The 25,896-nt window shown below is 33.1% G+C and carries 27 protein-coding genes; 8 read left to right on the forward strand and 19 right to left on the reverse strand.

All coding sequences use genetic code 11. From position 1 onward, the window contains the following. Positions 1-98 precede the first annotated feature (98 nt). The 4 genes from H6589_08150 to H6589_08165 all read right to left on the reverse strand — a co-directional run bounded on the left by H6589_08150 (position 99) and on the right by H6589_08165 (position 5,332). Positions 99-3,374: a proprotein convertase P-domain-containing protein gene (locus tag H6589_08150; GenBank protein ID MCB9174566.1), complete on the reverse strand. Its 3,276-nt coding sequence runs from the start codon at positions 3,372-3,374 to the stop codon at positions 99-101. A gap of 123 nt (positions 3,375-3,497) precedes the next feature. Then, positions 3,498-4,148 carry a tRNA (guanosine(46)-N7)-methyltransferase TrmB gene (trmB, locus tag H6589_08155; GenBank protein ID MCB9174567.1) on the reverse strand — a complete coding sequence of 217 codons (651 nt, stop codon included), beginning with the start codon at positions 4,146-4,148 and terminating at the stop codon, positions 3,498-3,500. 39 nt (positions 4,149-4,187) lie between these two features. Continuing rightward, a complete protein-coding gene (locus tag H6589_08160) occupies positions 4,188-4,634 on the reverse strand; it encodes a heme-binding domain-containing protein (GenBank protein ID MCB9174568.1) in 447 nt (148 codons plus the stop codon). A gap of 2 nt (positions 4,635-4,636) precedes the next feature. Then, positions 4,637-5,332 (reverse strand): SDR family NAD(P)-dependent oxidoreductase, encoded by a 696-nt coding sequence (locus H6589_08165; protein ID MCB9174569.1) that lies wholly within the window; start codon positions 5,330-5,332, stop codon positions 4,637-4,639. 56 nt (positions 5,333-5,388) lie between these two features. On the opposite strand from H6589_08165, the gene H6589_08170 reads away from it, so the two are divergent. Genes H6589_08170 through H6589_08180 form a run of 3 tightly spaced genes read left to right on the forward strand, consistent with a single transcriptional unit; the run spans position 5,389 to position 7,959 of the window. Continuing rightward, positions 5,389-6,309 carry a lysophospholipid acyltransferase family protein gene (locus H6589_08170; GenBank protein ID MCB9174570.1) on the forward strand — a complete coding sequence of 307 codons (921 nt, stop codon included), beginning with the start codon at positions 5,389-5,391 and terminating at the stop codon, positions 6,307-6,309. After that, on the forward strand, positions 6,306-6,863 hold the full coding sequence (locus H6589_08175; GenBank protein ID MCB9174571.1) for a DUF1697 domain-containing protein: 558 nt from the start codon (positions 6,306-6,308) through the stop codon (positions 6,861-6,863). Before H6589_08170 ends, H6589_08175 begins: the two co-directional genes overlap by 4 nt. Next, positions 6,856-7,959 carry a glycosyltransferase gene (locus H6589_08180; protein ID MCB9174572.1) on the forward strand — a complete coding sequence of 368 codons (1,104 nt, stop codon included), beginning with the start codon at positions 6,856-6,858 and terminating at the stop codon, positions 7,957-7,959. The genes H6589_08175 and H6589_08180 overlap by 8 nt, the downstream gene beginning before the upstream one ends. On the opposite strand, the gene H6589_08185 is transcribed toward H6589_08180, so the two are convergent. The 10 genes from H6589_08185 to H6589_08230 all read right to left on the reverse strand — a co-directional run bounded on the left by H6589_08185 (position 7,902) and on the right by H6589_08230 (position 16,579). After that, a complete protein-coding gene (locus H6589_08185; GenBank protein ID MCB9174573.1) occupies positions 7,902-9,125 on the reverse strand; it encodes a 1-deoxy-D-xylulose-5-phosphate reductoisomerase in 1,224 nt (407 codons plus the stop codon). The two genes, H6589_08180 and H6589_08185, sit on opposite strands and share 58 nt — an antisense overlap. Positions 9,126-9,206: 81 nt before the next feature. Further along, positions 9,207-10,532 carry a VWA domain-containing protein gene (locus tag H6589_08190; protein ID MCB9174574.1) on the reverse strand — a complete coding sequence of 442 codons (1,326 nt, stop codon included), beginning with the start codon at positions 10,530-10,532 and terminating at the stop codon, positions 9,207-9,209. Positions 10,533-10,611: 79 nt separating this feature from the next. Then, a complete protein-coding gene (locus H6589_08195) occupies positions 10,612-12,117 on the reverse strand; it encodes a GH3 auxin-responsive promoter family protein (GenBank protein ID MCB9174575.1) in 1,506 nt (501 codons plus the stop codon). A 92-nt stretch (positions 12,118-12,209) separates the two neighbouring features. Then, positions 12,210-12,773, reverse strand: coding sequence for a ribosome recycling factor (gene frr / locus H6589_08200; protein ID MCB9174576.1), 564 nt, complete (start codon positions 12,771-12,773; stop codon positions 12,210-12,212). A gap of 29 nt (positions 12,774-12,802) precedes the next feature. Next, positions 12,803-13,513 (reverse strand): UMP kinase, encoded by a 711-nt coding sequence (locus H6589_08205; GenBank protein ID MCB9174577.1) that lies wholly within the window; start codon positions 13,511-13,513, stop codon positions 12,803-12,805. A 64-nt stretch (positions 13,514-13,577) separates the two neighbouring features. After that, entirely contained in the window at positions 13,578-14,414 is an 837-nt protein-coding gene (locus tag H6589_08210; protein ID MCB9174578.1) for an elongation factor Ts, read from the reverse strand. A gap of 32 nt (positions 14,415-14,446) precedes the next feature. Further along, positions 14,447-15,220 carry a 30S ribosomal protein S2 gene (rpsB, locus tag H6589_08215; GenBank protein ID MCB9174579.1) on the reverse strand — a complete coding sequence of 258 codons (774 nt, stop codon included), beginning with the start codon at positions 15,218-15,220 and terminating at the stop codon, positions 14,447-14,449. 121 nt (positions 15,221-15,341) lie between these two features. Then, positions 15,342-15,728, reverse strand: a complete 387-nt coding sequence (gene rpsI / locus H6589_08220; protein MCB9174580.1) for a 30S ribosomal protein S9 — start codon at positions 15,726-15,728, stop codon at positions 15,342-15,344. 5 nt (positions 15,729-15,733) lie between these two features. Next, entirely contained in the window at positions 15,734-16,189 is a 456-nt protein-coding gene (gene rplM, locus H6589_08225; GenBank protein ID MCB9174581.1) for a 50S ribosomal protein L13, read from the reverse strand. 210 nt (positions 16,190-16,399) lie between these two features. Further along, positions 16,400-16,579, reverse strand: coding sequence for a hypothetical protein (locus H6589_08230; GenBank protein MCB9174582.1), 180 nt, complete (start codon positions 16,577-16,579; stop codon positions 16,400-16,402). Positions 16,580-16,651: 72 nt separating this feature from the next. Here H6589_08230 and H6589_08235 point away from each other — a divergent pair, with 72 nt between their 5' ends. Beyond that, positions 16,652-17,620 carry a hypothetical protein gene (locus tag H6589_08235; GenBank protein MCB9174583.1) on the forward strand — a complete coding sequence of 323 codons (969 nt, stop codon included), beginning with the start codon at positions 16,652-16,654 and terminating at the stop codon, positions 17,618-17,620. Here the strand turns inward: H6589_08235 and H6589_08240 are convergent. The 5 genes from H6589_08240 to H6589_08260 all read right to left on the reverse strand — a co-directional run bounded on the left by H6589_08240 (position 17,608) and on the right by H6589_08260 (position 20,989). Next, entirely contained in the window at positions 17,608-18,213 is a 606-nt protein-coding gene (locus tag H6589_08240) for a nicotinate-nucleotide adenylyltransferase (GenBank protein MCB9174584.1), read from the reverse strand. The two genes, H6589_08235 and H6589_08240, sit on opposite strands and share 13 nt — an antisense overlap. Position 18,214: 1 nt before the next feature. Continuing rightward, a complete protein-coding gene (gene gmk, locus H6589_08245) occupies positions 18,215-18,781 on the reverse strand; it encodes a guanylate kinase (protein ID MCB9174585.1) in 567 nt (188 codons plus the stop codon). Between the two features lie 70 nt (positions 18,782-18,851). Then, positions 18,852-19,712, reverse strand: coding sequence for a YicC family protein (locus tag H6589_08250; protein MCB9174586.1), 861 nt, complete (start codon positions 19,710-19,712; stop codon positions 18,852-18,854). 42 nt (positions 19,713-19,754) lie between these two features. After that, the gene (locus tag H6589_08255) at positions 19,755-20,648 is read right to left on the reverse strand and encodes a DMT family transporter (protein MCB9174587.1); all 894 of its coding nucleotides are present in this window, start codon (positions 20,646-20,648) and stop codon (positions 19,755-19,757) included. Next, on the reverse strand, positions 20,648-20,989 hold the full coding sequence (locus H6589_08260; GenBank protein MCB9174588.1) for a hypothetical protein: 342 nt from the start codon (positions 20,987-20,989) through the stop codon (positions 20,648-20,650). Before H6589_08260 ends, H6589_08255 begins: the two co-directional genes overlap by 1 nt. Before the next feature lie 174 nt (positions 20,990-21,163). Between H6589_08260 and H6589_08265 the strand changes: the two genes are divergently transcribed. From H6589_08265 to H6589_08280, 4 genes are all read left to right on the forward strand, one after another. Beyond that, a complete protein-coding gene (locus H6589_08265; GenBank protein MCB9174589.1) occupies positions 21,164-22,204 on the forward strand; it encodes a flippase-like domain-containing protein in 1,041 nt (346 codons plus the stop codon). Positions 22,205-22,247: 43 nt separating this feature from the next. Continuing rightward, the gene (locus tag H6589_08270; protein MCB9174590.1) at positions 22,248-23,225 is read left to right on the forward strand and encodes a polyprenyl synthetase family protein; all 978 of its coding nucleotides are present in this window, start codon (positions 22,248-22,250) and stop codon (positions 23,223-23,225) included. A gap of 176 nt (positions 23,226-23,401) precedes the next feature. Next, complete coding sequence (locus H6589_08275; protein ID MCB9174591.1) at positions 23,402-23,821, forward strand: hypothetical protein; 420 nt, start codon at positions 23,402-23,404, stop codon at positions 23,819-23,821. 54 nt (positions 23,822-23,875) lie between these two features. Then, the gene (locus H6589_08280) at positions 23,876-25,822 is read left to right on the forward strand and encodes a DNA primase (GenBank protein ID MCB9174592.1); all 1,947 of its coding nucleotides are present in this window, start codon (positions 23,876-23,878) and stop codon (positions 25,820-25,822) included. Positions 25,823-25,896 lie beyond the last annotated feature (74 nt).

The raw sequence follows: 25,896 nt of genomic DNA on the forward strand, positions 1-25,896 counted from the left end.
ACATTGTGCCAGTTATCATAAAACGAATATAATTTGTTTTTGTTGCAAAAAAATAGCCCGAACTAAGTTCGGGCTATTCTATAATCTATACGATTATTTTATTGTTTTAAAACTTTAAAAACATTGTTTAAGTCTTTCCCTTGAACTTGTAACATATAAAATCCATTACCAAATTGAGATAAATCAATTTTCATTATGTTAGTATTGATGCTTCTATTTTGAAGCAATACTTTTCCTTGTAAATCAGTTAAAGTAATGGTTTCAATGTTTTCTAAAGTTCCTAAATCAACAGTTAATATGTTTGAAGTAGGGTTAGGGTAAATTCTAACTTCAGTTGAATTAGCATAGGTAGTAACTCCCGTTGGAGCTACATCCGAACAAATATTTAATCCCCAACTTGTTAATGATCCTCCATCAGCATTTGCCATATCAGAAACAGTTAATGTCCAAGTACCTTGTTGGTTTTGACCGTTAAATGCACTTAATGCTTGATTTGGCTGGTAAGTTCCACCACCTACTGGTGGGCAAGGCAATGCACCTGGTGTAGCCGCATCATCAAAATTAACATCAAAATTGTCTTCACTATTACAGATTCTTGTCCATAATGTAACCGTTGTATTTGCAGGGCTTTTTAATGTTACTATTAAATCATTAATCCATGTATGTGTACCAATTAAATCAACAACATTTAAATCACTAATTGTTCCTGCAGTTGGGATATTGATTGTTGAAGTTACAACAGGTGTTCCAGATGTTGATATTGCAACAGGTACGTTTGGACTCATTGTTACTGAACAACTTGAAGTAGTAAAACTAAACACTGAAGAACTAGGAGCTACTCCACAATTGTTAGATGTTGTAACTCTCCAATAATAAGTAGTAGAGTTTAACAACGAAGAAGAAACATAACTGTTTGTAGTTAACCCTGTAGCGGCATCAATAATTGTTGAAAAAGCGGCATCAGTAGCTATGTCAATATTATACATTGCCCCTGCACCACCACTTGACCACGTAAATGTTGTTCCTGGATCAATTCCAGTCGCAACATCAGCAGGTAACGTAAGATTTGCAGCAGTTGGGTTTGGATTCAATACATCCAATGTGATTGTAGCAAGTTTTGTCACCGAAGTAGCTGTTCCTGTAATATCAATTGAATATGAACCCGCCATTGGGGCAGTTAAACCACTAATAGTAACTTGAACAGGTGTTCCATCAGTACTCGCTGAAGTTGGATTAAAAGTTACAATTGATCCTGCTGGTTGTCCTGTAGCACTAAAAGTTGTTGTTTCGCTAAATCCTAAAAACGTGTTGTAAGTGAAATCATATACAGCATCAACAGCTGGGCAATTTGATGAAGTTGTGTTAGAGAAATTCATTACAAATTCTGCATCTTGTATAGCAAAGTTTTTACTGTTAATTGCGTAGAAAATATTTCCAGCACCTCTAACCATTATTCTTCCTTGAGTTGTAACATTACCAGAAGGTATAACAACATTTGCTGACCCGTTGTTAGGAACTCCCGTTGCTAAAGTTACGGGATAAGTTAAACCACCATCTTTTGATAGGAAGATATCTACGTTTGGAGTACTTACAGGTGACGCAGTAGTACCAGCAACATTCCAAGTAACTGGAGTTGAAGCACCTGAGTTCAATGTGATTCCTGTAGTATTTTGAGAAGTAACAACAAAAGGACCAGCAGTTCCGTTAACTGTAACCGTCATTAAATCTGAAGCAACTTGACCTCCAAGTGGATCATTATCTCTAACCAGAAACGAAAAATTTAATGTTCTTCCAACAGATGGAGTAACTTCCCAAGTTGGTGTTAAGTTTCCTGCAATTACATCTTGTATACGTGGCATATATCTATTTGGAGATGTTGTAGGATATTTAGCTCTATAAAGTGGACCAACAGTCCAAGTTGAAACTGGAGCACTAGTCCCTGGAGTTTGAGCAGGATCGTTTTGGCACCATTCGTAAGTTAAAGAACCATTTCCATCTGGATCATTTCCAATACCTTCTAAAATAAAAGCAGTACTTTTTGGTATGGTATAATTGCTTCCTGCGTTTGCAGTTGGAGGATTGTTGGTCAAACTAGTAATAGCACCACAAGTACTATTTCCAGTTTGAACATTAGATGAAATATCTCTAATGTTGTTGTAAATAAAATGTGCATCACTATTGTTTTGAACATTTACAGAACAAATACCAGCATATCCCATCACCGAACTACCACTACATGGCTCAACCTCTGTTTGACCATTTCCACTTCTGCTACATGTATTCATAGTATGATATCCGCCAAATTGATGTCCCATTTCATGAGCAACATAATCAATATCGAAAGGGTCTCCTGTAGGATTTGAACTACCAGTGTAGCCTCTTCCTTTATGTGTTCCAGACTGAGAAGTACTTAAACAAACACACGATAGACAGCCTGCATTACCACCTCCTGTAGTATTAAAATTGTGACCAATATCATAATTAGCAACACCCACATTTGCGTCAATTGTCTGTGCAGTTTTTGTATTCCATTCATTGGTCCAAGGGTCTGATGCGGCTAGTAAATAAATTAAGGTATCATTATTTGGAATGAACTCCATCGTAATTGCTAAATCTCTTTCATAAACACCATTAACTCGAGCCATGGTAATAACCATTTGAGCTTGAACGTTAGCTTTTTGTTGTGCAGTTGTTCCAGTTCCTTTAAAAATTGTACCATATTCACCAGTACAAGATTGTGCTAAACGGAATTTTCTAAGCTTTTGGTCATTAACATCGGCTTTCATAGTAGAGCCCCCAGTTTTTAAAGATGGTAGATTTACATCATCATCTGTTAAGCATTCAAAAGCAGAAGTGCTTTCTCCTAACGATGCTTTGTCGTAAACAATATAGCTTACTAAATCAGTTGTAAAAGGATCAATATAACTAGGCGTTCTTGTTCCTGATAAAGTTTGAGTGTGTAAACCAAATTCGGTTACAGAAAAACGCATTGTTGCTGTAGGGTCTTGAATACCTTGGGCTACATATGTTTTAATTGTTGGAAACTTAGCCGCTAAATCAGGATGCATAATTGACGCTTCCCATACTCTAAAATGCTCTAAAGTACCTTCCGGAGTAGGAAATTCTACAATTACATTAGATTTTCCAGTAAAATTTTCTTTGTTTGGGGCAGTTGCTAAAACATTTTTTAATTGATTTAAATCAAGGTTAAAATATTGAGCATCTTTAGGATAAGCAGCTCTTCTTACCTCATTTTTGTTTGTTAATGTTGACTTGTCAACTTTTGTCCATAACGAACTTGAGTTTTGAGCAAAAGCAGTCGTTGAAATGACTAGCATAAATGCTGAAAACAAAGATGTAATTGTAGTTTTCATAAGCTTTTTGTGTTAATGAATAGTTTAGTGTGAATAATTCAGCAAGGTGAATTTAAGATTATTTATTCAACTATTTGTTCAATAGTTGAATAAATATAGGAATCTTAAACTTAAAAATTACGCTTAAAACGAAAATTTTAGATAATGTATTTTGTGCCCTTTTTGGGAAAAGAGGTTTTCGTAATATGTCTTGATAGACAAGATATCTTGTGTTTTTGAATCTAAATTTTTTAAATCTTCGTTGTAAAGGTTAAAAGTATGTTCAATCAAGTTGAATTTGTTTCGTTGAATTTCTTCTAAAGTATACCTAAAAAACCCTTCATTATCGGTTTTTAAATGAATAATACCATTTGGTTTTAGTAGCTTTTTATATCTTTCAATAAACATAGGAGAGGTTAATCGTTTTCGAGCTCTCGTTTTTTGTGGTTGTGGGTCGGGAAAAGTTATCCAAATTTCATCAACTTCATTTGGAGCAAAATAGGAAGTAATTAAATCAATGTGTGTTCGTATAAAAAAAATGTTATTTAGCTTTTGATCTAAAGCTTGTTTTGCTCCTTTCCAAATTCTTGCACCCTTAATATCCAAACCAATAAAATTTTTGTTAGGGTAGTGTTTCCCCAGTCCAACTGAATACTCACCCCTACCACAGCCCAATTCTAAAACAATCGGATTGTTGTTTTTAAAAACCTCTTGTTGCCACTTTCCTTTGTAATTATGGTCTTTTTCAAAAACGTCGTAAAATTTTGGTTCAATTACATTTGGAAAGGTTTCCATTTCTTTCCATCTCGATATTTTTTTTCCTTCGCCTAACACTTATTTCCCTTTTTGTTCCTTAAACCATTCTAGTAAAAAACCTTTATCATCAGCAGTTAATTTTGCATCGCTATGAGTAATTAGGTAGCTTGATAATGGCATTTCATCTTCGTCAATTAACTCTATACATTCCTCTAGTTTATGGTTTTTACGTTTTTCTTTAAATGTTCCCCATTCAGAAAAGTTTAGTTCCTCCCTACCTTCATTAATGTGGTGTTTTATCCACCACGATAATGGAGAAATATTGGTGTACCAAGGGTATTTAGTTTCGTTAGAATGGCAATCGTAGCAACTTGTTTTTAATATTGCAGCGACGTTTTCAGGTGGGTTGGTGATGGTAATAAAATCATTTTCTTGAATTATTGCTGGATTGGTTTTGTCAATTCTAAAAAACTGAATAATAACTAGTAGTAGGGCTATTAAGCCTATTGATATTTTTTTAATCATACTTAATAATTTTTATCTAAAGGTTTTATTACTACTTCCTCTATATTAGCATGTTTGGAAGTTTTTAAACAAGCTTTAATAATGTTAACAATATCGTCGGTTTGAACAAACTTTTCTTTTGGAGCAAAAATACCTTCCCATGATGAAGTATTAATTGAGCCTGGATAAATAGCGGTAACTTTTACGCCATACTCCCGCATTTCTTCGCGTAAAACATCATTAAAACCTTTTAAGGCATGTTTTGAAATGGTGTACGATGCTGCATTTACTCTTGGAGCTAAACTCAATACCGAACAAATATTAAAAATGTGTCCATTTTCGTTAATACACATTTTAGCAGCAATTTCCTTGGATAGAAAATAAGCAGAATTTACGTTAGCATTCATCATCCCTTCAAAATCAACATCGTCATCTGTAATTTTATCAGTGTCGTATTTACCAACATTATTAATCAACACATCAATATTTTTGAATTTAGCTAAAACCAATTTCGAAAACGTTAAGGTTTGCGTTTTATCAGCTAAATCGGCAGCATAAATTAGCACATCAGAACTATAATTTCTATTAATTTCGGCTTCTAAAGCTTGTAAATCGGTAATATTTCTAGCTGTTAACGCCAAAGAATAACCCTCTTTAGCAAATGCCAAAGCCAATGCCTTTCCTAATCCTCTTGTTGCTCCTGATATTACCGCTACCATATTTCAAAAATAGTTAACTTTATCTGATTTTTTAATGTTGTATATCAGTTAATTCTATGGTTAATCGTATTGTATATTATTTGTTGATTTTACCCATTTCGTATTTGCCTTATTTTTTGCTTTATCGATTGTCTGATTTTGCTTTTTTTATGATGTTCCATGTTTTGGGATACCGCAAAAAAGTGGTTTATGGTAATATAAAAAATTCATTCCCTAACAAAGCACCAAAAGAACATCACCAAATTGCAAAAAAATTCTATGCTCATTTTTGTGATGTTATTGTGGAAAGTTTAAAAGGATTTACAATTTCTGAAAAACAACTAAACAAACGATTTAAAGTTAGAGATAGAGCGTTAGTTGATAAACTTTACGACGAAGGTAAAGATGTGATTTTTGTTGGAGGGCATTATAATAATTGGGAGATATTGGCGCTTGGTGTTTCGATGCAAATGAGGCATTTGTTAATAGGGATTTACAAACCGCTATCGAATAAATATTTTGATAACAAGATGCAAACTTCCCGTCAACGGTTTGGGATGAAGTTGTGCCCGATGAGCCAAACTAAAAAATATTTTGAAAAAGATTTTGGCAAACCAAAAGGGATAATATTTGGAATGGACCAAAGCCCTTCAAATCCGGATAAAGCATATTGGATGACGTTTTTAAATCAAGACACTGCTGTTTTTTATGGTGCTGAAAAATATGCCAAAGAATATAATTTACCAGTTGTTTATGGTGTTATTCACAAACCAAAAAGAGGTTATTATGAGGCAGAATTTAAATTGGTAACTGAACACCCGAATGAGATGAAACAAGGTGGAATTATTGAAAAGGCACATCGTTTTTTAGAAGAAAACATTAATGAATTGCCTCAATATTGGCTTTGGACTCATCGAAGATGGAAACATAAAAAGCCTCCCCTAACCCCTCCGAAGGAGGGGGAGAATCTCCGTAGTGAAATCCAAGTTAAAAAATGAAAGAAATAAAAACCTACATAGCTTTATTGAGAGGGATTAATGTAAGCGGTCAGAAATTAATAAAAATGACTGAACTAAAAACCATGTTTGAAGCCATTGGATTTAGCAATGTAACTACTTATATTCAAAGCGGAAATGTAGTTTTTTCATCAACAAAAAAAGAAGTAGAGGAAATACAAAACGAAATAAAAAAAGCCATTTTAAAACAGTTCGGATTCGATGTGGATGTTCAAGTTTTAGAATCCTCTCAATTAAAAAAAATTAGTGAAGGACATTCATTTTTGTATGGAAATGAAGATAAGCTAAAAGCGATTTATTATACTTTATTAGCTGAAGAACCTAATAAAGACTTCGTTGCCGAATTGAATAAATTAGAACAAACTGTAGAGTTTTTCAACATAACGGATGATGTTGTATATTGTTTTTATCCCAATGGGTATGGAAATGCTAAGTGGCACAATGTGTTTTTTGAAAAAAAATTAAAAGTTAGTTGTACCACACGTAACTTCAATACCATGCAAAAACTTATTGAATTAAGTGAAAAAATTGGATAAACAAAAAACCATATTTGTTTGTCCTCTTGATTGGGGATTGGGTCATGCAGCTCGATGCATTCCAATTATCCACTCTTTTATAAAACAACACCATAAGGTTATTGTTGGTTCATCGGGCAATCAATTGGCATTGTTAAAAAACGAATTTCCTGATATAACGTTTATTGATTTGAAAGGGTACGAAATTGAATACCCTAAAGGAGATTCGATGGTAACTAAAATGATAACTCAACTTCCAAAAATAAAAAGAGCAATTAACGATGAACAGAAGTGGTTGGAGCATATTATAGATGAGCTTGGTATTGATATGGTGGTTTCTGATAATCGTTACGGTTTATGGAGCAAAAGGGTGAAATCGGTTTTGATAACGCATCAAATTTTTATAAAAGCACCAACTGGAGAGTGGTTGATTGAGAAATTATTAAAAAGCTACTTGGATAATTTTGATGAGGTATGGATTCCAGATGTGGAAGGTGAGCAGAATTTAAGCGGAGACTTGTCGCATAAAAAACCCTTACCAAGCAATTACAAATTTATTGGAATTCAGTCAAGATTCTCGTCATTGCGAGTGGAACGAAGCAATCTTATAGAAGAATACGATTTCATGGTCATCATTTCTGGTCCAGAGCCACAACGAACCATTTTCGAAAATTTGATTTTAAAACAAGTTGAAAATAGCAACTTAAAAGGTGTTTTAGTTCGAGGACTACCACAAAACACTTGTCATTCTGAGCTCGTCGAAGAAGACAAAAATACACTTCGACAAGCTCAGTGTGACAATAAATTATTAACTATTTTCAATCACCTTGATACAAGCCAATTTATAGATTATATTCAAAAAAGTAAAGTGGTAATTAGTCGCTCGGGTTATAGTACCATTATGGATTTAGCTACTTTAGGAAAAAAAGCCATTTTAGTTCCAACGCCAGGGCAAACCGAGCAAGAATATTTGGCAAAATACCATCACAAAAAAGGACATTTTTATACTCAAACACAAAGTGAGTTTGATTTAGAAAAATGTTTGAAAGAATTGGAAAATTATGAAGGGATTAGACTTTCTGCAAACGACCTTGTTTCTATATCTGTATTCACATAATCTTCATACGTAGGGTTTTTGATAAAAGTGATAGACTCCATACACTTTTCGTTGATGACGGCAATATCCAAGAACTTGATTTTATCTTTTAAAAAGGCTTCTACAGCAATCTCATTTGCAGCATTTAAAATACAAGCTAAATTACCTCCTTTTTCAAGAGCCAAATAAGCGAGTTTTAAATTTTTAAAAGTCTCCAAATCTGGTTTTTCGAAGGTTAAATTTGGATAATCCATAAAATTAAAACGCGGCGATTTTGAAGGAAATCGATAGGGATAGGTTAAAGCATATTGAATGGGTAGCTTCATATCAGGTAAACCCATTTGAGCTTTCATACTTCCATCGGTAAACTGAACTAAAGAGTGCACAATGGATTGTGGATGGACAATTACGTCAATTTGTTCAGGCTTTAAATTAAACAACCATTTTGCTTCAATCACTTCTAAACCTTTGTTCATGAGTGTAGCAGAATCGATGGTGATTTTTGCTCCCATGGTCCAGTTGGGGTGTTTTAAAGCTTGTTCTTTGGTGATGTTTTGCAAGTCTGCTCTTTTTTTACCTCTAAAAGGGCCACCAGAAGCAGTTAGGTATATTTTTTCAATAGGGTTTAATATTTCCCCAACCAAACATTGAAAAATTGCCGAATGTTCTGAGTCTACAGGATAAATATGAACGCCATTCTCTGTTGCTAATTTGGTGATTAGTTCCCCGGCTACAACTAGCGTTTCTTTATTTGCAAGAGCAATTGTTTTTTTTGCTTTTATAGCGTGAATGGTTGGTTTTAGTCCAGCATAACCAACAAGAGCGGTTAGAACTATATTGATATCAGCCATTTCAACAACCTGAGCAAGAGCTTCTTTTCCAGTGTAGGTTTTTATATCATGCCCCCACAATTCATCTTTTACTCTTTTGTATTGACTTTCATCAACAATAACAACTGCGTTGGGCTTAAATTTTATGGCTTGTTTTATAAGTAAATCAGCGTTGGTGTTTGAGGTAAGAACCTCTACCTGAAATTGGTCGGCATGTTCTTCGATAACTTCTAAAGCCTGAGTTCCAATGGAACCAGTAGAACCAAGAATTGCTATTTTTTTTTTAGCCTCACCCCCAAACCCTCTCCGAAGGAAGGGGGAGTTGGAAGCATCATTATTTATAATATTTTCAGACATTTTTTAGTTCTCAGTTTAGATATCTCAGTCTTTCTTCGCTCATCTTCGAAAGCCCCTCCTTCGGAGGGGTTGGGGAGGCATTTACTTTTTTCTCGATTTAGCTTTAATCTCGTTCATTAACACTTGTTGTGCTTGAGCAAAGGATTCGATGTGTAAATAGTTTCCACCACCCGCTTCAGCAATTGCCGTCATTGATGAGATGGTCCATTTTTCGTTTTTAACACCTAAAACCGAAATTGCAACGCCTTTTTTGTAGTTGGCTGAAACATCATTTAATATTGTTTTATCGCTTTTTTCTAGGTTAAATGCACCATCTGTAGCTATAATTACTTGATTGTTACCATCGGTAATAAAGTTCTCTCTAGCTACTTGGTAGGCTTTTTTTATTCCTTTCGCTCCAGCGGTATAACCACCAGCCGTTAAATCTTGAATTAATTGGGTGATTTTTGCTTTATCAGTAACGTATTCTGATTCTAAAACTACATCGGTAGAAGAGGCATAAGTTACAATGGCTAATTTATCGATAGGTCGTAGTCCATTTAATAATTCAATCATCGATGCTTTTAACACGTCCATTCTTCCTTTTTGTTTCATTGAAACTGATACGTCGATTAAGAAAACCACATTGTTAGGTGCATATAAATTTACAGGAAGTTCTTTTGTTGAGATGGTATCGGTTGGCTCAGGAATTATTTCAGGCTCAACGATTATAGGTTCTTCTTTAGCTAAAATTTCTTCTTTGGTAGGTTCTCCCAATTCAAATTGAATAAAATTATTTGTATTATCTAATACAAAATCAGATTCTTTGCTACCATAACCTTCAGCATTTACTACCAAGTAATAATTATCTAATTTCAAATTTTGTAGTACTTCTCCAAGCTTATCGGTACTTACTTTTTTATACACCAAACCATCCCAAATAATTTCTACTGTAGCATTTTTTATGGGTTTTTTAGTGTTGATGTCAACTACATTTATTTTTAAATCTGCTCGTTCCTCAATTGGTTTTTGAATTATTGAAAAATCAGGACAATCTAATTTTTCATTTACATCAAAAGTTAATGCGTTTCCTTCTAAAGTTAAAGTAATAGGTTCGTTGTTAACGCTAACCCATATAGGCACATCTTGTTTAAAAGCACCTTTTCGTTTTGGCGTGTATTTTATTCGAACGGTAATGGTACTATCAGGTTCAATTACTTTTTTTGAAAATCTAGAACTTATTCCATAAGGTTCCTCAATTTTTATAATGTTGGCAGGAACCTTTCCAGCATTAGTTAAAGTAAAATCAAAGTACTTTTTATCCTCTTTATTGATGTCGCCTAAATTGTGGTAGGAAGTATTAAATATAACTTGTGAAAAAAGCGAATTTGCAGAAATGATGAGCAATAATGTAATGATTCGAAACATGTAAAGTCTATAGTTTGATGATGTTGTAGCTTTTATCAAAATTACTGCCAAAGGTAAATGAAATAACTACTTTATGGAATTAAAAATCAATTTTAAATTTATAAAGTTCCTCTGCAATAGTTCTATCATTTGCTAAACGAGGTAATTTATTTTGACCACCTAGTTTTCCTTTTTCTTTCATGTAAGCATTAAATGCGCCGATTTTTAAAGGAGTTATTTTTATAATATCGAGCATTTCACCTTTACGTAAATCTTTGTAATAAGAATTTTTTCCTTGAAGTTGATTATCTAATTCCTCAGCAAATTCTAAAGTTTTGGTTGGAGATGCAGAAAATTCTATAAACCATTCATGATAAGCAATACCGCCTTCTTTAGGCATCACTTGTGGGGCGACATGGTATTCGGTTACATCTAAATTTAATACTTTACAAGCTTGTTCAATGGCATAATCCACTTCTTCGCCAATAACATGTTCGCCAAAAGCTGAAGTAAAATGCTTTATCCTACCTGAAACTATAATACGATAAGGTTTAAGCGAAACAAATTTTATGGTGTCGCCAATGCTGTAACCCCATAAACCTGCATTGGTATTTAAGATAATTGCGTAGTTCTTATTTAATTCGACATCTTTTAACGATAACCTTGTAGGGTTTTCGTTGTAATATTCGTCAGCGGGAATAAATTCAAAAAATATACCTGCGTTGATGTTTAGTAATAAGCCAGGTTCTGTTTGGGTGTCTTGAAAAGCAATAAAGCCTTCTGATGCTGGATAGGTTTCTATGCTGTCGATTTTTTTACCAATGGTCTGCTCAAATTTGGCTCGGTAAGGCTCAAAATTTACGCCTCCATAAATAAACAACGAAAAATCAGGGAAAATGTCTTTAATGTTTTTCTTTCCTGTTTTTTCTACTAATCTATCAAAATACATTTGAACCCATGGTGGAATACCTGAAATCAACGTCATTTTTTCGGGAAGTGTTTCGTCAATTATGGCATCTATTTTTGTCTCCCAATCTTCAATACAATTGGTTTTATAGGAAGGCAATCTATTTTTTTGTAAATACTTTGGCACATGGTGAGCCACAATGCCCGACAACCTACCAACAGGAACTTTTAAAGAATGATCCAATTCGGGGCTACCTTGTAAAAAAATCATTTTACCATTAATAAAATCGGTTTTTTTGGTTTCGTGTATGTAACACAAAATAGCATTACGAGCTGCCTCAACTTGATAATTAAGTGAAGCTGCTGTGTTAGGAATGTATTTAGCTCCAGATGTTGTTCCTGAAGTTTTAGAAAAATAGGTGGGTAAGCCAGGCCACAATACATTTTCTTCCCCTTTTTTTACTCGTTCGATATAGGGTTTAATGTCTTCGTAATCTTTTACAGGGACATTATTTTTAAACGATTCGTAATTGTTAATGGAGCTAAAATGATGGTCTTTGCCAAATGCAGTATTTTTTGCCGTTTGAATTAAATCTTGAAAAACTTTTTCTTGAGTTTCAATAGGATTGGAACTCCACTTCTTTATTTTTTTATAAATAAGTTTAGCAAATACGACACCTAACGAAGCTTTAACACCCATTTTATCAATTTTTAGCTAAGGTAAGACAAATTTAAAAACAAAAAATCCCGTTTAAAACTAAACGGGATTTTTAAATAATGTTTTTGGAAGTATTAAACTTTCATAATATCTTTTTCTTTTGCATCAATTAAACCATCAATTTTTGCAATATAAGTATCGGTAAATTTTTGGACGTCTGCTTCAGCTCCTTTGGCTAAATCTTCGCTTAAACCATCATTTTTTAGTTTTTTAATTTCATCATTGGCATCTTTACGAGCATTTCTTACACCCACTTTAGCATGTTCACCTTCTGCTTTTGCTTGCTTGGTTAAGTCTTTTCTACGTTCTTCGGTTAACATCGGAACGTTTATCATAATGGTCTCGCCATTATTTTGAGGGTTTAAACCCAAGTTGGCATTAATAATTGCTGTTTCGATAGGTTGCATCATGTTTTTTTCCCACGGTTGCACAGTCAATGTTCTTCCATCTAAGGTGTTTACGTTAGCAATTTGAGATAGAGGAGTCATGCTACCATAATAATCTACCATTACACCAGCTAACATCATCGGGCTGGCTTTTCCTGCTCTAATTTTTTGTAATTGTTTTTCTAAATGGTCGTATGCAGCTTGCATAGATTCTTTAGCACTGTCGAAAATAAATTGTAATTCTTCGTTCATATCAATGTTTTTGTCAAAGATAAATAATTTTATCCTTCCACTAAAGTACCGATTTCTGCTTCTTGATTCACTACTTTTTTCAGGTTTCCAGGCTTGTTCATGTCAAATACAATAATTGGCAATTGATTTTCTTTGCACAAAGTAAAGGCTGTCATGTCCATTACATTTAAACCTTTTTGGTACACTTCGTCAAACGAAATGGTTTGGTATTTTTTTGCTGAAGCATCTTTTTCAGGGTCGGCGGTATAAATACCATCTACTCTAGTCCCTTTTAAAATTACATCTGCTTCAATCTCGATGGCTCGTAAACTTGCTGCGGTGTCAGTTGTAAAATAAGGGTTTCCAGTTCCTGCACCAAAAATAACCACTCTTCCTTTTTCTAAATGACGAACGGCTCTGCGCTTAATAAATGGTTCGGCAATTTCTTTCATTTCTATGGCGGTTTGTAAGCGGGTTTTTACATCGGCAGCCTCCAAAGCTGATTGTAAAGCCATACTGTTAATTACAGTCGCCAACATTCCCATATAATCGCCTTGAGTTCTTTCCATTCCACCTTCTTCGGCTTGAATTCCTCTAAAGATGTTTCCTCCACCAATAACTATGGCAACTTCAACTCCTTGCTGAACAATTTCTTTAATTTCTTTGGCGTATATATTTAATCGGTCGTTGTCGATACCAAATTGCTTGTTACCCATTAAGGATTCGCCGCTAAGTTTTAATAATATTCGTTTAAATGCCATAGTTAAAAAATTTAAAGCAAAAAAAAAGAGAAGTTAACTTCTCTTTTTTTTCATTATCGTTATGTTATCCTAACATTATTCGTTTAAAGTTTACAACGGTTAAACCGTTTTCAACCTCTTGTAATGTTTGGCTTACAGTTTTTTTGTTGTCTTTAATTGAAGGTTGGTTCAATAAAGTGTTTTCTTTTAAGAATTTCTTTACTTTCCCTTCCGCAATTTTATCTACCATCTCAGCAGGCTTACCTTCTTGTAAAGCTTGTTCTCTACCTACTTCCATTTCTCTTGCAATAACTGCTTCAGAAACTTGAGATTCGTCAATAGCAACTGGATCCATAGCAGCAATTTGCATAGCTACTTGTTTTCCTGCATCAGCTACTGAGCCTCCTGCTTTGTTTAATGCTACAATAGCCGCTAATTTATTTCCTGGGTGATTGTAAGCTACAGCAAATTCAGCTTCAACAACTTCGTATCCAGAAACATCAATTTTTTCGCCAATAACACCAGTTTGCTCAGTAATTTTATCTGCAACAGTTAAACCATTACCATTAAAACTTAACGCTTTTAACTCATCGATGTTAGCTGGGTTTTTTTCCATTGCTAAATCAAGAATTTTTGTAGCAAATGCATTGAAATCATCATTTTTTGCAACGAAATCAGTTTCACAGTTAACTACAACCATAACAGCTTTTTTACCATCAGTAGTAGTTTTTGCTAAAACTAAACCTTCTTTAGCATCTCTATCGCTTCTGTTTGCTGCTACTTTTTGTCCTTTTTTTCTAAGGATATCAATTGCTTTTTCAAAATCGCCTTCAGCTTCAACTAAAGCTTTTTTGCAATCCATCATTCCTGCACCTGTTGTTTGACGTAGTTTGTTTACGTCTGCTGCTGTAATGTTTGACATGTTATATAATTTAATGTGTTATAAAATCGAAATTATTCCTCTACAGTTTCTTCTTTTTTAGAAGATTCTTTTTTCCCTTCTTTCGGATCTTTTACGTCTTTGATTTTTTCTCTTTCTTGTTTTCTTTCTGATAATCCTTCAGCAATTGAAACACATAAAATATCCATGATTTTTTCGATAGATTTTGATGCATCATCGTTTGCTGGAATTGGGAAATCAACTAAAGTAGGGTCAGAGTTAGTATCAACGATAGCGAAAGTTGGTATGCCTAATTTTTTTGCTTCAGCAATAGCAATGTGTTCTTTCATAATATCTACTACAAAAATTGCAGCAGGTAATCTTGTTAAATCAGCAATAGAACCTAAGTTTAATTCTAATTTTTCTCTTTGACGAGCAATTTGTAAACGCTCTCTTTTAGATAACGTTAACATTGTTCCGTCTTCTAACATTTTATCAATCGAAGCCATTTTTCTTACAGCTTTTCTGATCGTTACGAAGTTGGTTAACATACCACCTGGCCATCTTTCAGTAACATAAGGCATGTTAATGTTTTTTACTTTTTCAGATACGATGTCTTTTGCTTGTTTTTTTGTAGCAACAAACATTATTTTTTTACCTGATTTTGCAATTTGCTGTAAGGCTTGAGAAGCCTCATCTAATTTTACAATGGTTTTGTGTAAGTCGATAATGTGAATACCGTTACGCTCCATAAAAATGTAAGGAGCCATTTTAGGATTCCATTTTCTTCTAAGGTGACCAAAGTGTACACCTGCATCTAATAATTCTTGAAAAGTTACTTTTGACATTTTCTTATTGTTTACATTCTTTAATAACTCAATTTTTAAGTAGTTGGCAAAGCCAAGTCTTAATAATTTAGATACTAAACAATAGGTTTATAATAGATTTGGATTTATTCCAAAAAATATACTAACGTTTACTAAACTGGAATTTTTTACGAGCTTTAGGCTGTCCTGGTTTTTTACGTTCAACCATTCTAGGGTCTCTAGTTAATAAGCTAGTTACTTTTAACAAAGGTTTGTTATCAGCATTTACTTTAACTAATGCTCTTGAAATAGCATGTCTTACAGCTTCTGCTTGACCAGTGATTCCACCACCATATACATTTACTTTTACATCAAATGTATCTACCAATTCTGTTGCAACAAATGCTTGTTGAACTTTTCCTTGTAATACAGTTGTTGGGAAAAATACTTTATAATCTTTCTTATTTACAGTAATGTTGCCTTTACCTTTTGTTAAGTAAACTCTAGCTACAGCTGTTTTTCTTCTTCCGGTTGCGTTAACTAATTCCATGCTTATTATTTAATCTCAGTTAATTTTAATTGTTGTGGTTTTTGTGCTTCGTGTGGGTGTTCTGCTCCTGCGTAAACATATAAGTTACGATACATTGCACTCCCTAATCTGTTTTTAGGCAACATTCCTTTAACTGCATGTTCTAACATGTAAGTAGGTTTTTTAGCCATCAAACGAGTTGGATTGGTTGTTTTTTGTCCTCCAGGATAACCAGTATGAGAAATGTACTCTTTTGCTTCCCACTTGTTACCAGTTAAGGTAATCTTATCAGCGTTTATAACAATAACATGATCTCCACAATCCACATGAGGAGTGAAGTTAGTTTTGTGTTTCCCTCTTATTAGGTTAGCAATTTTACTTGATAATCTTCCTAATGTTTCGTTTTCAGCATCGATAAGTACCCAGTTTTTGTTTACTGTAGCGCTGTTTGCCGAGATTGTTTTGTAACTTAATGTGTTCACGTTATTATGCTTTTAATCAATATATTAAATATAATGTCCCTTAAATTGGGGCTGCGAATTTAGGACTATTTTTTAAATACAACAACATTATCAACAATTTATTTGTTAATAAATTGATTTTTTTTCATGTTGAGTTTAAGAAAAGTAATAAATCACGAAAATACCAAAGCAGATTTACTTTAGTAAAATATTAAACAACAGTTTAGGTAGTTACTTTAAACTTCCTTGTTCTTGTGCTTTTTTGTTGTACTTTTTTTGCATGTTTAACCAAATAAACAAACCTGCAAACCCTAATGCAATAAATGCGTAGTTAGGAATATTACCTAATTTCTCCAACAATCCGAAAATTGCATAAAAAACATCGCCTAACCAGTAAATAAAATCAGTCATAATATTATTTTTGAAGAGCAAATGTAAAATATATCTTTAATTTTTAAAAGCTTAATTGATTAATATTACAGAATGATTGTAAAAATTTTTAAAACCAACCAAATCATAGCCAATATTTTTATTGTTTTGCTGTCGGTTTTATTGTGGATTCCTGCCTATTACATTGATGTTGAGCTAAATTTCGAAAATCATTCATTATTTAATTTATTTGGGAAATGGTTTGTGGAGCATAGGTGGCTTAATGTTCTTTTTACTTCTTTATTGATAGGATTTCAGGCCGTTTTTTTGAATTTTATTATTAATCAAGAGAAGTTAATTAAAGGAAACACCCATTTAATTGGTCTTTTTTATGTGGTTTTAAATGGAGCATTTGCTTTATTGTTTACTATTAATCCAGTAGTTATTACGAATACCTTTCTAATTACCATGCTGTTTTTGATGTTTAAACTATATTCTCGAAGTGATGTTAAATCGCCGTTGTTTAATGTTAGTTTTTTGCTTTCGTTAGCAACGTTGTTTTACACACCGATTTTTTGTTTATTTCCGCTAATTTGGATTGTTTTATCGTATGTTCGAACGCCTAGTTTTAGAGATTATTTTATTTCGTTGATAGGGTTTTTGTTGCCATTTGTATACTTGATATCTTATTTATATATAACTGATGGGTTATATCAATCAAACATTATTGATTGGATTTATTATCCAGCAATTTTTTCTCAAAACGTATTGAATCAACCTTTTTTGTATTACGTTTTGGTGTTATTAGGCTTTGTGGTATTATCTGGAGCTAGTTTAATTTTACAACTTTCTAGAGATGTAGTGAAAGATAGAAAATTGTTTGTTGTGCTGATATTACTGACTATTTTTATTGTAGTAACGGTATTATTTAATACGAACGATTATATATCATTGTATATTTTACTTACCATACCTATTTCGGTGGTGTTAGCTAATTATTTTAATAAGCTCAAAAAAGAATGGTTAGCCGAAGTCTTTTTTATAGTACTCGTATTAGGAGTGTTGGCGGGTTACTTTTTGTAAAAGTTCATTTCTTGAACATATTTGTAAACGGGCTCTGTTAAAAGATATCGTACATCTTTTTTTTGTTTAATAGCATTTCGTATAAAACTTGCTGAAACTCGCATTACTGGGGCATCACAAATTACGATGTTGGTCGAATTGGTTTTACCTACTTTTTTAGTTGATAGTGTATCTATTTGTTCCTGTTCGGTTAGCGCTCTTGGATAAACGTATATTTTATGATTTTGGATGATTTCTTCGTAATTCTTCCACTTGTTTAATGTGCGGAGATTATCCTCTCCCATAATTAGAGAAAACTCATGTTTAGGGTGTTTTTCTTTTAAATAAGTTAAGGTGTTTATGGTGTAAGAAGGCTGTGGTAATTTAAATTCGATGTTCGAAGGTTTTAGTTTTGGATTGTCTTGAACCGCAATTTCAACCATGGCATACCGATGGTAATCGGCCAATAACGATGATTTTTGTTTCAAAGGGTTTTGCGGACTAACAATTAACCATACTTCATCAAGGGCGGTGTAATCAGCCATGTAGTTGGCAATAATTAAATGCCCAACGTGAATAGGGTTGTAGGTTCCGAAATATAAACCAACTTTCATTTTAATTATTTATAAAAGTTTTAATAATAGAATAAGCTTCTTGTTGAGCATCTTCTAATTTATTGTTTAAAACAATTTTATCAAAAAACATAGCAAATTCTAATTCGTGTGATGCTTTTGAAATTCTTCGTTGAACGGTTTCTTCACTTTCGGTGCCCCTTGCACGCAAACGTTTTTCCAATTCTTCGAGTGATGGTGGTTTTATAAAAATAGCTAAGGCTTTATCACCGAAATACTTGGTTAAGCTTAAACCTCCTTTTACATCAACATCAAAAATTACATTTTTTCCGCTTTTCCAAATACGCTCAATTTCCGATTTTAAAGTGCCATAAAACATGTTGTCGTAAACTTCTTCCCACTCTACAAATTCATTGTTTTTGATTTTACTTTTAAATTCTTTAGTAGTTAAAAAGTGATAGTCAACGCCGTTTGTTTCATTAGGTCGTTTTGATCTGTTACAAGCAGAAATAGAAAACTCTAGATTTAAGTCTTTACCCAATAAAAACTTTGTAATTGAAGTTTTTCCAGCTCCAGATGGTGCACATAATATGATACATTTACCGTTCATTAGTTCTCAGTTATCAGTATTCAGTTCACAATATACAATCTCTAATCCAAAATCGTAAATCTCTAATTTGTTACAATATGTTTAATGTTTGTTCTTTAATTTTTTCCAACTCATCTTTCATTTGAACAACCAATTTTTGAATATCAGCATTGTTTGCTTTCGACCCTAAGGTATTTATTTCTCTTCCCATTTCTTGGGTAATAAAACCAAGTTTTCTTCCTTCCGATAAATCGTTGTTAATGGTTTCAATAAAATAATTACAATGGGTGGTTAGTCTTGTTTTTTCTTCAGTAATGTCAAATTTTTCGATGTAAAAAATAAGCTCCTGCTCAAATCGGTCGTTATTGATGTTTTCTTTTCCAACTGCTTCTGCTAAGTGAGTTTCAATTCGTTCTTTTATAATAGGCACACGTTTTTCTTCATGGATGGTAACCTCACTTAAAAGAGAAAGAATATTATTAACCCTTTGTAATAATTCCGTTTGAAGCGTACCACCTTCTGTTACTCTAAAATTGTTTGTAGCTGAAATAGCTTCAACAATTAGTTCGTTTACTTTTAACCATTCAGTTTCTTCCAATTCTTGTTTGTCGGTTTTAAATACATCGGGCATTCGAGATACGATGGTAAAAATATCTGTATTCGTCTGACCAATTTCGTTTGCCATACCAGACAATTCGTTGTAGTATTTTTTGAATAAATCTTTGTTTATCGAAAAGTTGTTGGTTTCTCCAAGCGTTTCAAATCCTAAGCTAAAATCAATTTTACCACGCTCTAATTCTTGATTTATTAAAGAACGGATAGCAAATTCTTTCTCTTTAAAAAGCGAAGGAATACGAACCGAAATATCGGCTTGTTTACTGTTTAAGGTTTTAATTTCTACACTAAATTTTTTCCCATTTATTTCGGCAGTTGCTTTGCCAAAACCAGTCATTGATTTTATCATAAATTTATTTTAGGCAACAAAGGTAATAATCTATTTGTTGTATGAAGGAAATTTTTGTGGTTTGCTCACCAAATAAACTCCGGTAAAAATTAAAACAGCAGCGGTTAATTTAATCCATGTAAAGCTGTCTTTGCCTACCCAAATAGCAAACAAAGCAGCGATTAATGGCTGCAAGTATATGTAGGTAGAAACGATGGAAGGGTTTAATCGCTTTAAGCCATAAATGTTGAACAAGTAAGCTAAAAAAGTTGTGGCGACAATTACAAAAGCAAATTTTAACCAAATATCTCCAGTAAAACTGGTCCAGTTAATTTCTGTAAACTGATTAAAACCAAAAGGAAGAACATACAGGAATCCAAAAGTAAACACCCATTTAATAACTGTTATAGGGCTGTATTTGTGCATTAGTGGTTTAACTAAAACCAAATAAATGGCATACGAAGTAGCGTTTAGAAATATGAATAAATCACCAACCCAAGTTTCTGAACCGAATGAAAAACCTTTTTTAAATAGGAGTATCATTAATGCGCCAGAAATACCCAAAACGAGCCCTATAATTTTCAAATAAGTTATTCGAGTGTTTAATATAAATGCTGACGCCAGAAGTACCATAATTGGATTAGCAGTCATTATTATTCCAGCATTAATGGGGTTAGTTAAATTTAATCCGTAAAAAAACATCAGTTGGTTGGCTGCAACCCCAAAAAATCCACAAATGGCTAAACGTCCAAAATCTTTTTTTTCAATTTTCTCTTTAAAAAAGGAACTCACTAATGTGAACAATATTAAAGCACCTAAAACCCTACAAAATATAAATCCAAAAGGTTTAATAAATGTTGGCATTACATCTTTTGCAATAGAATAATTAACCCCATAAATAAGGTTAGCGCCTAAAATTGCAAGGTGAGGTTTAATGTTACTCATTAAAGTGCTTTTGCAGCTTTTTCAATTTCTGCTTTTGAGTTGCCTACAAAAATTTGAGTGCCAATGATAATTACTGGTCGTTTTAAAAAAGTGTATTCTTCTAAAATCAGTTTTTTGATTTCAGCTTCAGAAGGATTTTTATTTGCTAAATCTTTGTATTTCATTGATCGTCTACTGAATAAACTCTCAAATGAGCCACTCATTTTAGCCATTTCGTTTAGTTGAGCTTCGGTTATTTTAGTAGATTTGATATCTTGGAATTCAAAATCGTTACCAAGATTCAACTCTTTAATAATACGATTACAAGTAGAGCAAGTAGATAGGTAGTAAATCTTTTTCATATTTAAATACAATTATAAAACCACATAGGTACATAGCAAAATGTAAAACAACAGCGTTTCATAGGCATTGTATTAAGCATAGTAGATTATGTGTAAAGCAAAGCTTCTATGTTTACTTTTTATTGTAAAAACTATGTAACTATGTGGTTAAAGATTTTTTAAAATTAGTTTATAATGTCCAAAAGTAATAAAGTAAGCAATGTGTTTTCTGTAAAAAAGGTTGTTATTCCAATTTTTATTGGATTGCTAGTTGCTGGATATTTTCTTTGGAAGAAAACGGATTGGGAAACTTTTAAGCAAATAGTTTGGAGTTATAAAGTTTTTGGTTGGTTATTGGTAGCTATTGTTATGATGGTGATAAGAGATTTTGCTTATATGATTCGTATTCGAATTTTAACCGACAACCATTTATCATGGCGAAACAGTTTTAATGTAATCATGTTGTGGGAATTTGCTTCAGCCATAACTCCTTCGGTTGTTGGGGGGAGTGGAGTAGCCATGTTTATTTTAAACAAAGAAGGGATTAGTTTAGGAAAAAGTACTGCAGTTGTAATGATATCAGCATTTTTAGATGAGCTTTTTTACATTGTAACTGTGCCGATTGTAATTCTGATGATAGGAACAGAATATTTGTTTCCTGTAGAATTAACCAAAGAGATTTTTGGTTTTACGCTTTCTACCAAAGAGATTTTTTATGTTGGTTATGGCTTTATTGTGTTGTTAACTTCATTAATACTTTATGGGGTTTTTGTAAATCCAAAAGGGATAAAAATAGCTTTGTTTAAGCTGTTCTCTTTTAAACTTTTAAAGCGTTGGAAAAGAGTAGTGGTTCGGTTAGGTAATGACATGATTACAACTTCGTTGGAATTAAAAAACAAGTCAATGGTGTTTTGGTTTAAAGCATTTGCTGCAACTGTTTTATCGTGGACGGCTCGTTTTTGGGTAGTTAACTTTATTCTTATGGCGTTTACCAATGTCGAAAATCATTTTATAATTTATGGCAGGCAACTCGTTATGTGGGTTATAATGCTCATTAGCCCCACTCCTGGTGGAGTTGGAATTGCAGAATTTGCTTTTAATGGATTTTTAAAAGATTTTATTCCACTTGGATTAGCAGGCTTACTAATTGTTTTATGGCGATTAATAAGCTATTACCCGTATTTGTTTATTGGTGTTTTGGTGTTTCCAAATTGGTTAAAAAGAGACAGGGATTAATTCTATATATTGATGGTTTAATTATTAATTTTGAACCGTTCAAATGGCAACAATCAAAGAAATACAACAACCTATTGCAGAAGAAATGGAAAAATTTGAATCGTGGTTCCGCGATTCAATGAAAAGCCGTGTTTCGTTGTTGGATAACATTATGCATTATATCATCAAGCGAAAAGGAAAACAAATGCGTCCAATGTTTGTTTTTTTATCGTCGAAAGTTTTTGCACCAACTACCGATTCTACCTATATCGCCGCATCTATGATAGAGTTGTTGCATACTGCAACATTGGTACATGATGATGTGGTAGATGATGCTAACAAACGTAGAGGATTCTGGAGTATTAATGCCATTTGGAAAAACAAAATTGCTGTATTGGTGGGTGATTATTTATTGTCGAAAGGCTTGTTGTTGGCGGTTGATAACAAAGAGTTTGAGTTGTTGCAAATTATGTCGAATTCGGTACGGGAAATGAGCGAAGGAGAGTTGTTGCAAATTGAAAAAGCTCGACGATTAGATATTACAGAAGACATTTATTTCGACATTATCCGACAAAAAACCGCCACGTTGATAGCTGCTTGTTGTGCTGCTGGTGCAAGTTCGGCAAAAGCAAATCCCGATGATGTTGCAAAAATGCGATTGTTTGGAGAATACACTGGTATTGCTTTTCAGATAAAAGACGATTTGTTTGATTACGGAAGTGATGGGGAAAAAATTGGAAAACCAACGGGAATAGACATAAAAGAAAAGAAAATGACATTGCCTTTAATTTATGCCTTAAATCGAGCTAATTATTTTGAAAAAAGACGAATCATTAGCATCATTAAAAATCACAATCAAAACACTAAAAAAGTAAAAGAAGTAATTGATTTTGTGATTGCTAGTGGTGGGTTAGAATATGCACATAAAGCCATGTTGGAGTATAAAAATAAAGCTTTAGCTATATTAAAAGAGTTTGATCAGAATGAAGCCAACATTGCCTTGAGCAATTTGGTTATTTATACTACCGAACGAACAAAGTAGAAAATTTGTCAATTCGAGTGAATTTCACGATTAAAATGAGTGAAATTAGTATCGAGAATAAAAATTTTCAAAACAAAAGTGTGTTCTCGATACTTTTTCTTTCAGAAAAAACTCGAACGGACACTTTTTATTGAAAATAAATTTCTATTCTTATTTTTGAATTAAAGTTAAATAATATGAAACCAGTATTAGTTGTAATTAGTTTAGTTGTTTTTTTAGTGTCGTGTGGCGACAAAATAGTTGAAAAGGTGGAAGAAACATACCCAAACGATAAACCCAAAATAGTTGGTTATTTTAAAATGGAAGGTGATACACAAGTTATTGTGAAGGAAAAAGAACTTTATGAAAATGGAAATGTGAAGATGAAAGGTGAGTTTAAAGACGGAAAAAGAACAGGAATTTGGAAAGCTTATTACGAAGATGGAACCTTATGGAGTGAAGGAGAATTTGTTGATGGAAAGCGAAATGGATATGGTTTAAATTATTATCCAAACGGGAAATTAAGAATGGAAGGGAACTATAAAGACGACAAACAAGTAGATAAGTGGAAATTTTACAATGAAGAAGGCATTTTAGTTGAAGAAGTAGAGAGATAGTTTTCAGTCTTCAGTTCACAGTTAACCAGAAACAAATAACGAGTAACCAGTAAATTGATACCAAAACATACCATAGACCAGATTTTTGAAGCCGCCATCATTGAAGATGTTGTAGGGGAGTTTGTGGTGTTAAAAAAACGGGGTGTTAATTTACTTGGTAATTGTCCTTTTCATAACGAAAAAACACCTTCATTTACGGTGTCGCCTGCAAAAGGTATTTACAAATGTTTTGGTTGTGGTAAAGCTGGCAACTCCATCAATTTTATTATGGATCATGAGCATTATACCTACCCAGAGGCGTTGAGGTATTTGGCTAACAAGTATCAAATTGAAATTGAAGAATTAGAAGAAACCGACGAACAAAAACAAGCAGCAAATGAAAAGGAAAGTTTGTTTATTGTTTCCAATTTTGCTGCTAGTTATTTCCAAAAACAATTGCACGAAACCCAAGAGGGTAAAAGTATTGGGTTGAGTTATTTTGTTGAAAGAGGTTTCCGTGAAGATATCATCAAAAAATTTCAGTTGGGTTATAATCCCGATTCGTGGGAAGCATTTACAGGCGAGGCTTTACAACAAGGGTATAAACTTGAGTTTTTAGAAAAATCTGGGTTAACCATTGTAAAAGAAGAAAAACACTTCGATAGGTTTAAAGGTAGAGTAATGTTCCCTATTCATAACCTTTCGGGCAGGGTGCTTGGTTTTGGGGGTAGAATTTTAAAAACCGACCCTAAGGCTGCAAAATATGTTAACTCACCTGAGTCGGAAATATACCACAAAAGCAATGTGCTTTACGGTATTTATTTTGCTAAAAAAGACATTATTGCTAAAGACAATTGCTATTTAGTCGAAGGTTATACCGATGTGATTTCTTTACACCAAGCAGGAGTAGAAAATGTAGTGGCATCATCAGGAACTTCTTTAACTGAAGGTCAAATAAGACTAATTAGTCGATTTACGAATAACATTACCATTTTGTATGATGGTGATGCTGCTGGGTTAAAAGCTTCGTTTAGAGGTATTGACATGATTTTGCAGGAAGGGTTAAATGTTCGAGTGGTACTGTTTCCCGAAGGAGAAGATCCAGACTCGTTTGCAAAAAATAATTCGTCAGCTGACCTAACAAAATACATTACTGATCAAGCACAAGATTTTATTCGATTCAAAACATCGGTTTTATTAAAAGAAGTAGGAACCGACCCAATAAAAAGAGCCGAATTAATTAAAGATATTGTTGCAAGTATTTCAATAATCCCTGACCAAATAAAACGGTCGGTTTATATAAAGGAATGCAGTAGTTTGCTCGATATTCAGGAGAATGCTTTAATAAATGAAACGAATAAATTACTTCGTAAAAAATTCAGCAAAAACAACAATGAGGAGTTACCTATAGTTGAGGATAATTATACTTCGTTTAGCGACGAACAAAAACATGAAGACGAAGGACTTGAGATTGAACATTGGGAAGATGAAATTATTCGATTATTGATTACTTATGGTGAGCAAACAATTGAGTTGGAGGTTTTTGATGAAGAGAATAATCCTCAAAAACATCATGTTTTAATCAGTGCTTATATTGTGTCAAATATTATTGAGGATGAGTTGTCGTTTGAAAACGCTACCTACCAAACAATTATAGAAGAATATGTGAAATGGATGAATGAAGATAAAGTTCCAACACATCAAGATTTTATTTCATTTCCAAATCCAGCAATCAATGCTGTTGTTATTGATGTGTTATCTGATAAACATCAAATTAGCGAAAACTGGGAACGTCATAATATCTTTGTTACTAAAGAGGAAAATCAATTGAATCTAGCGGTGCTTAATTCTATTTATGCATTTAAATTGAGTAAGCTGAATAAGCTGTCGGATAAACTCCAAACCGAAATTAAAGAATCTAAAAACGACGATGATACTTTGATTTTACTTTCTCAATTGTTGGGATATCAAAATGCTAAAAAACAGTTGGCAGCGAAGCTTGGAAGAATAATTTTAAAGTAACTGTCAGTTAGACAAAACTATTTAACCACATAGGTGCATAGTTTATTTACTCCGTCAGCAAACATAAATCAAAC

The organism is Flavobacteriales bacterium (genome assembly GCA_020635795.1).
Lineage (GTDB): Bacteria > Bacteroidota > Bacteroidia > Flavobacteriales_E > Vicingaceae > Vicingus.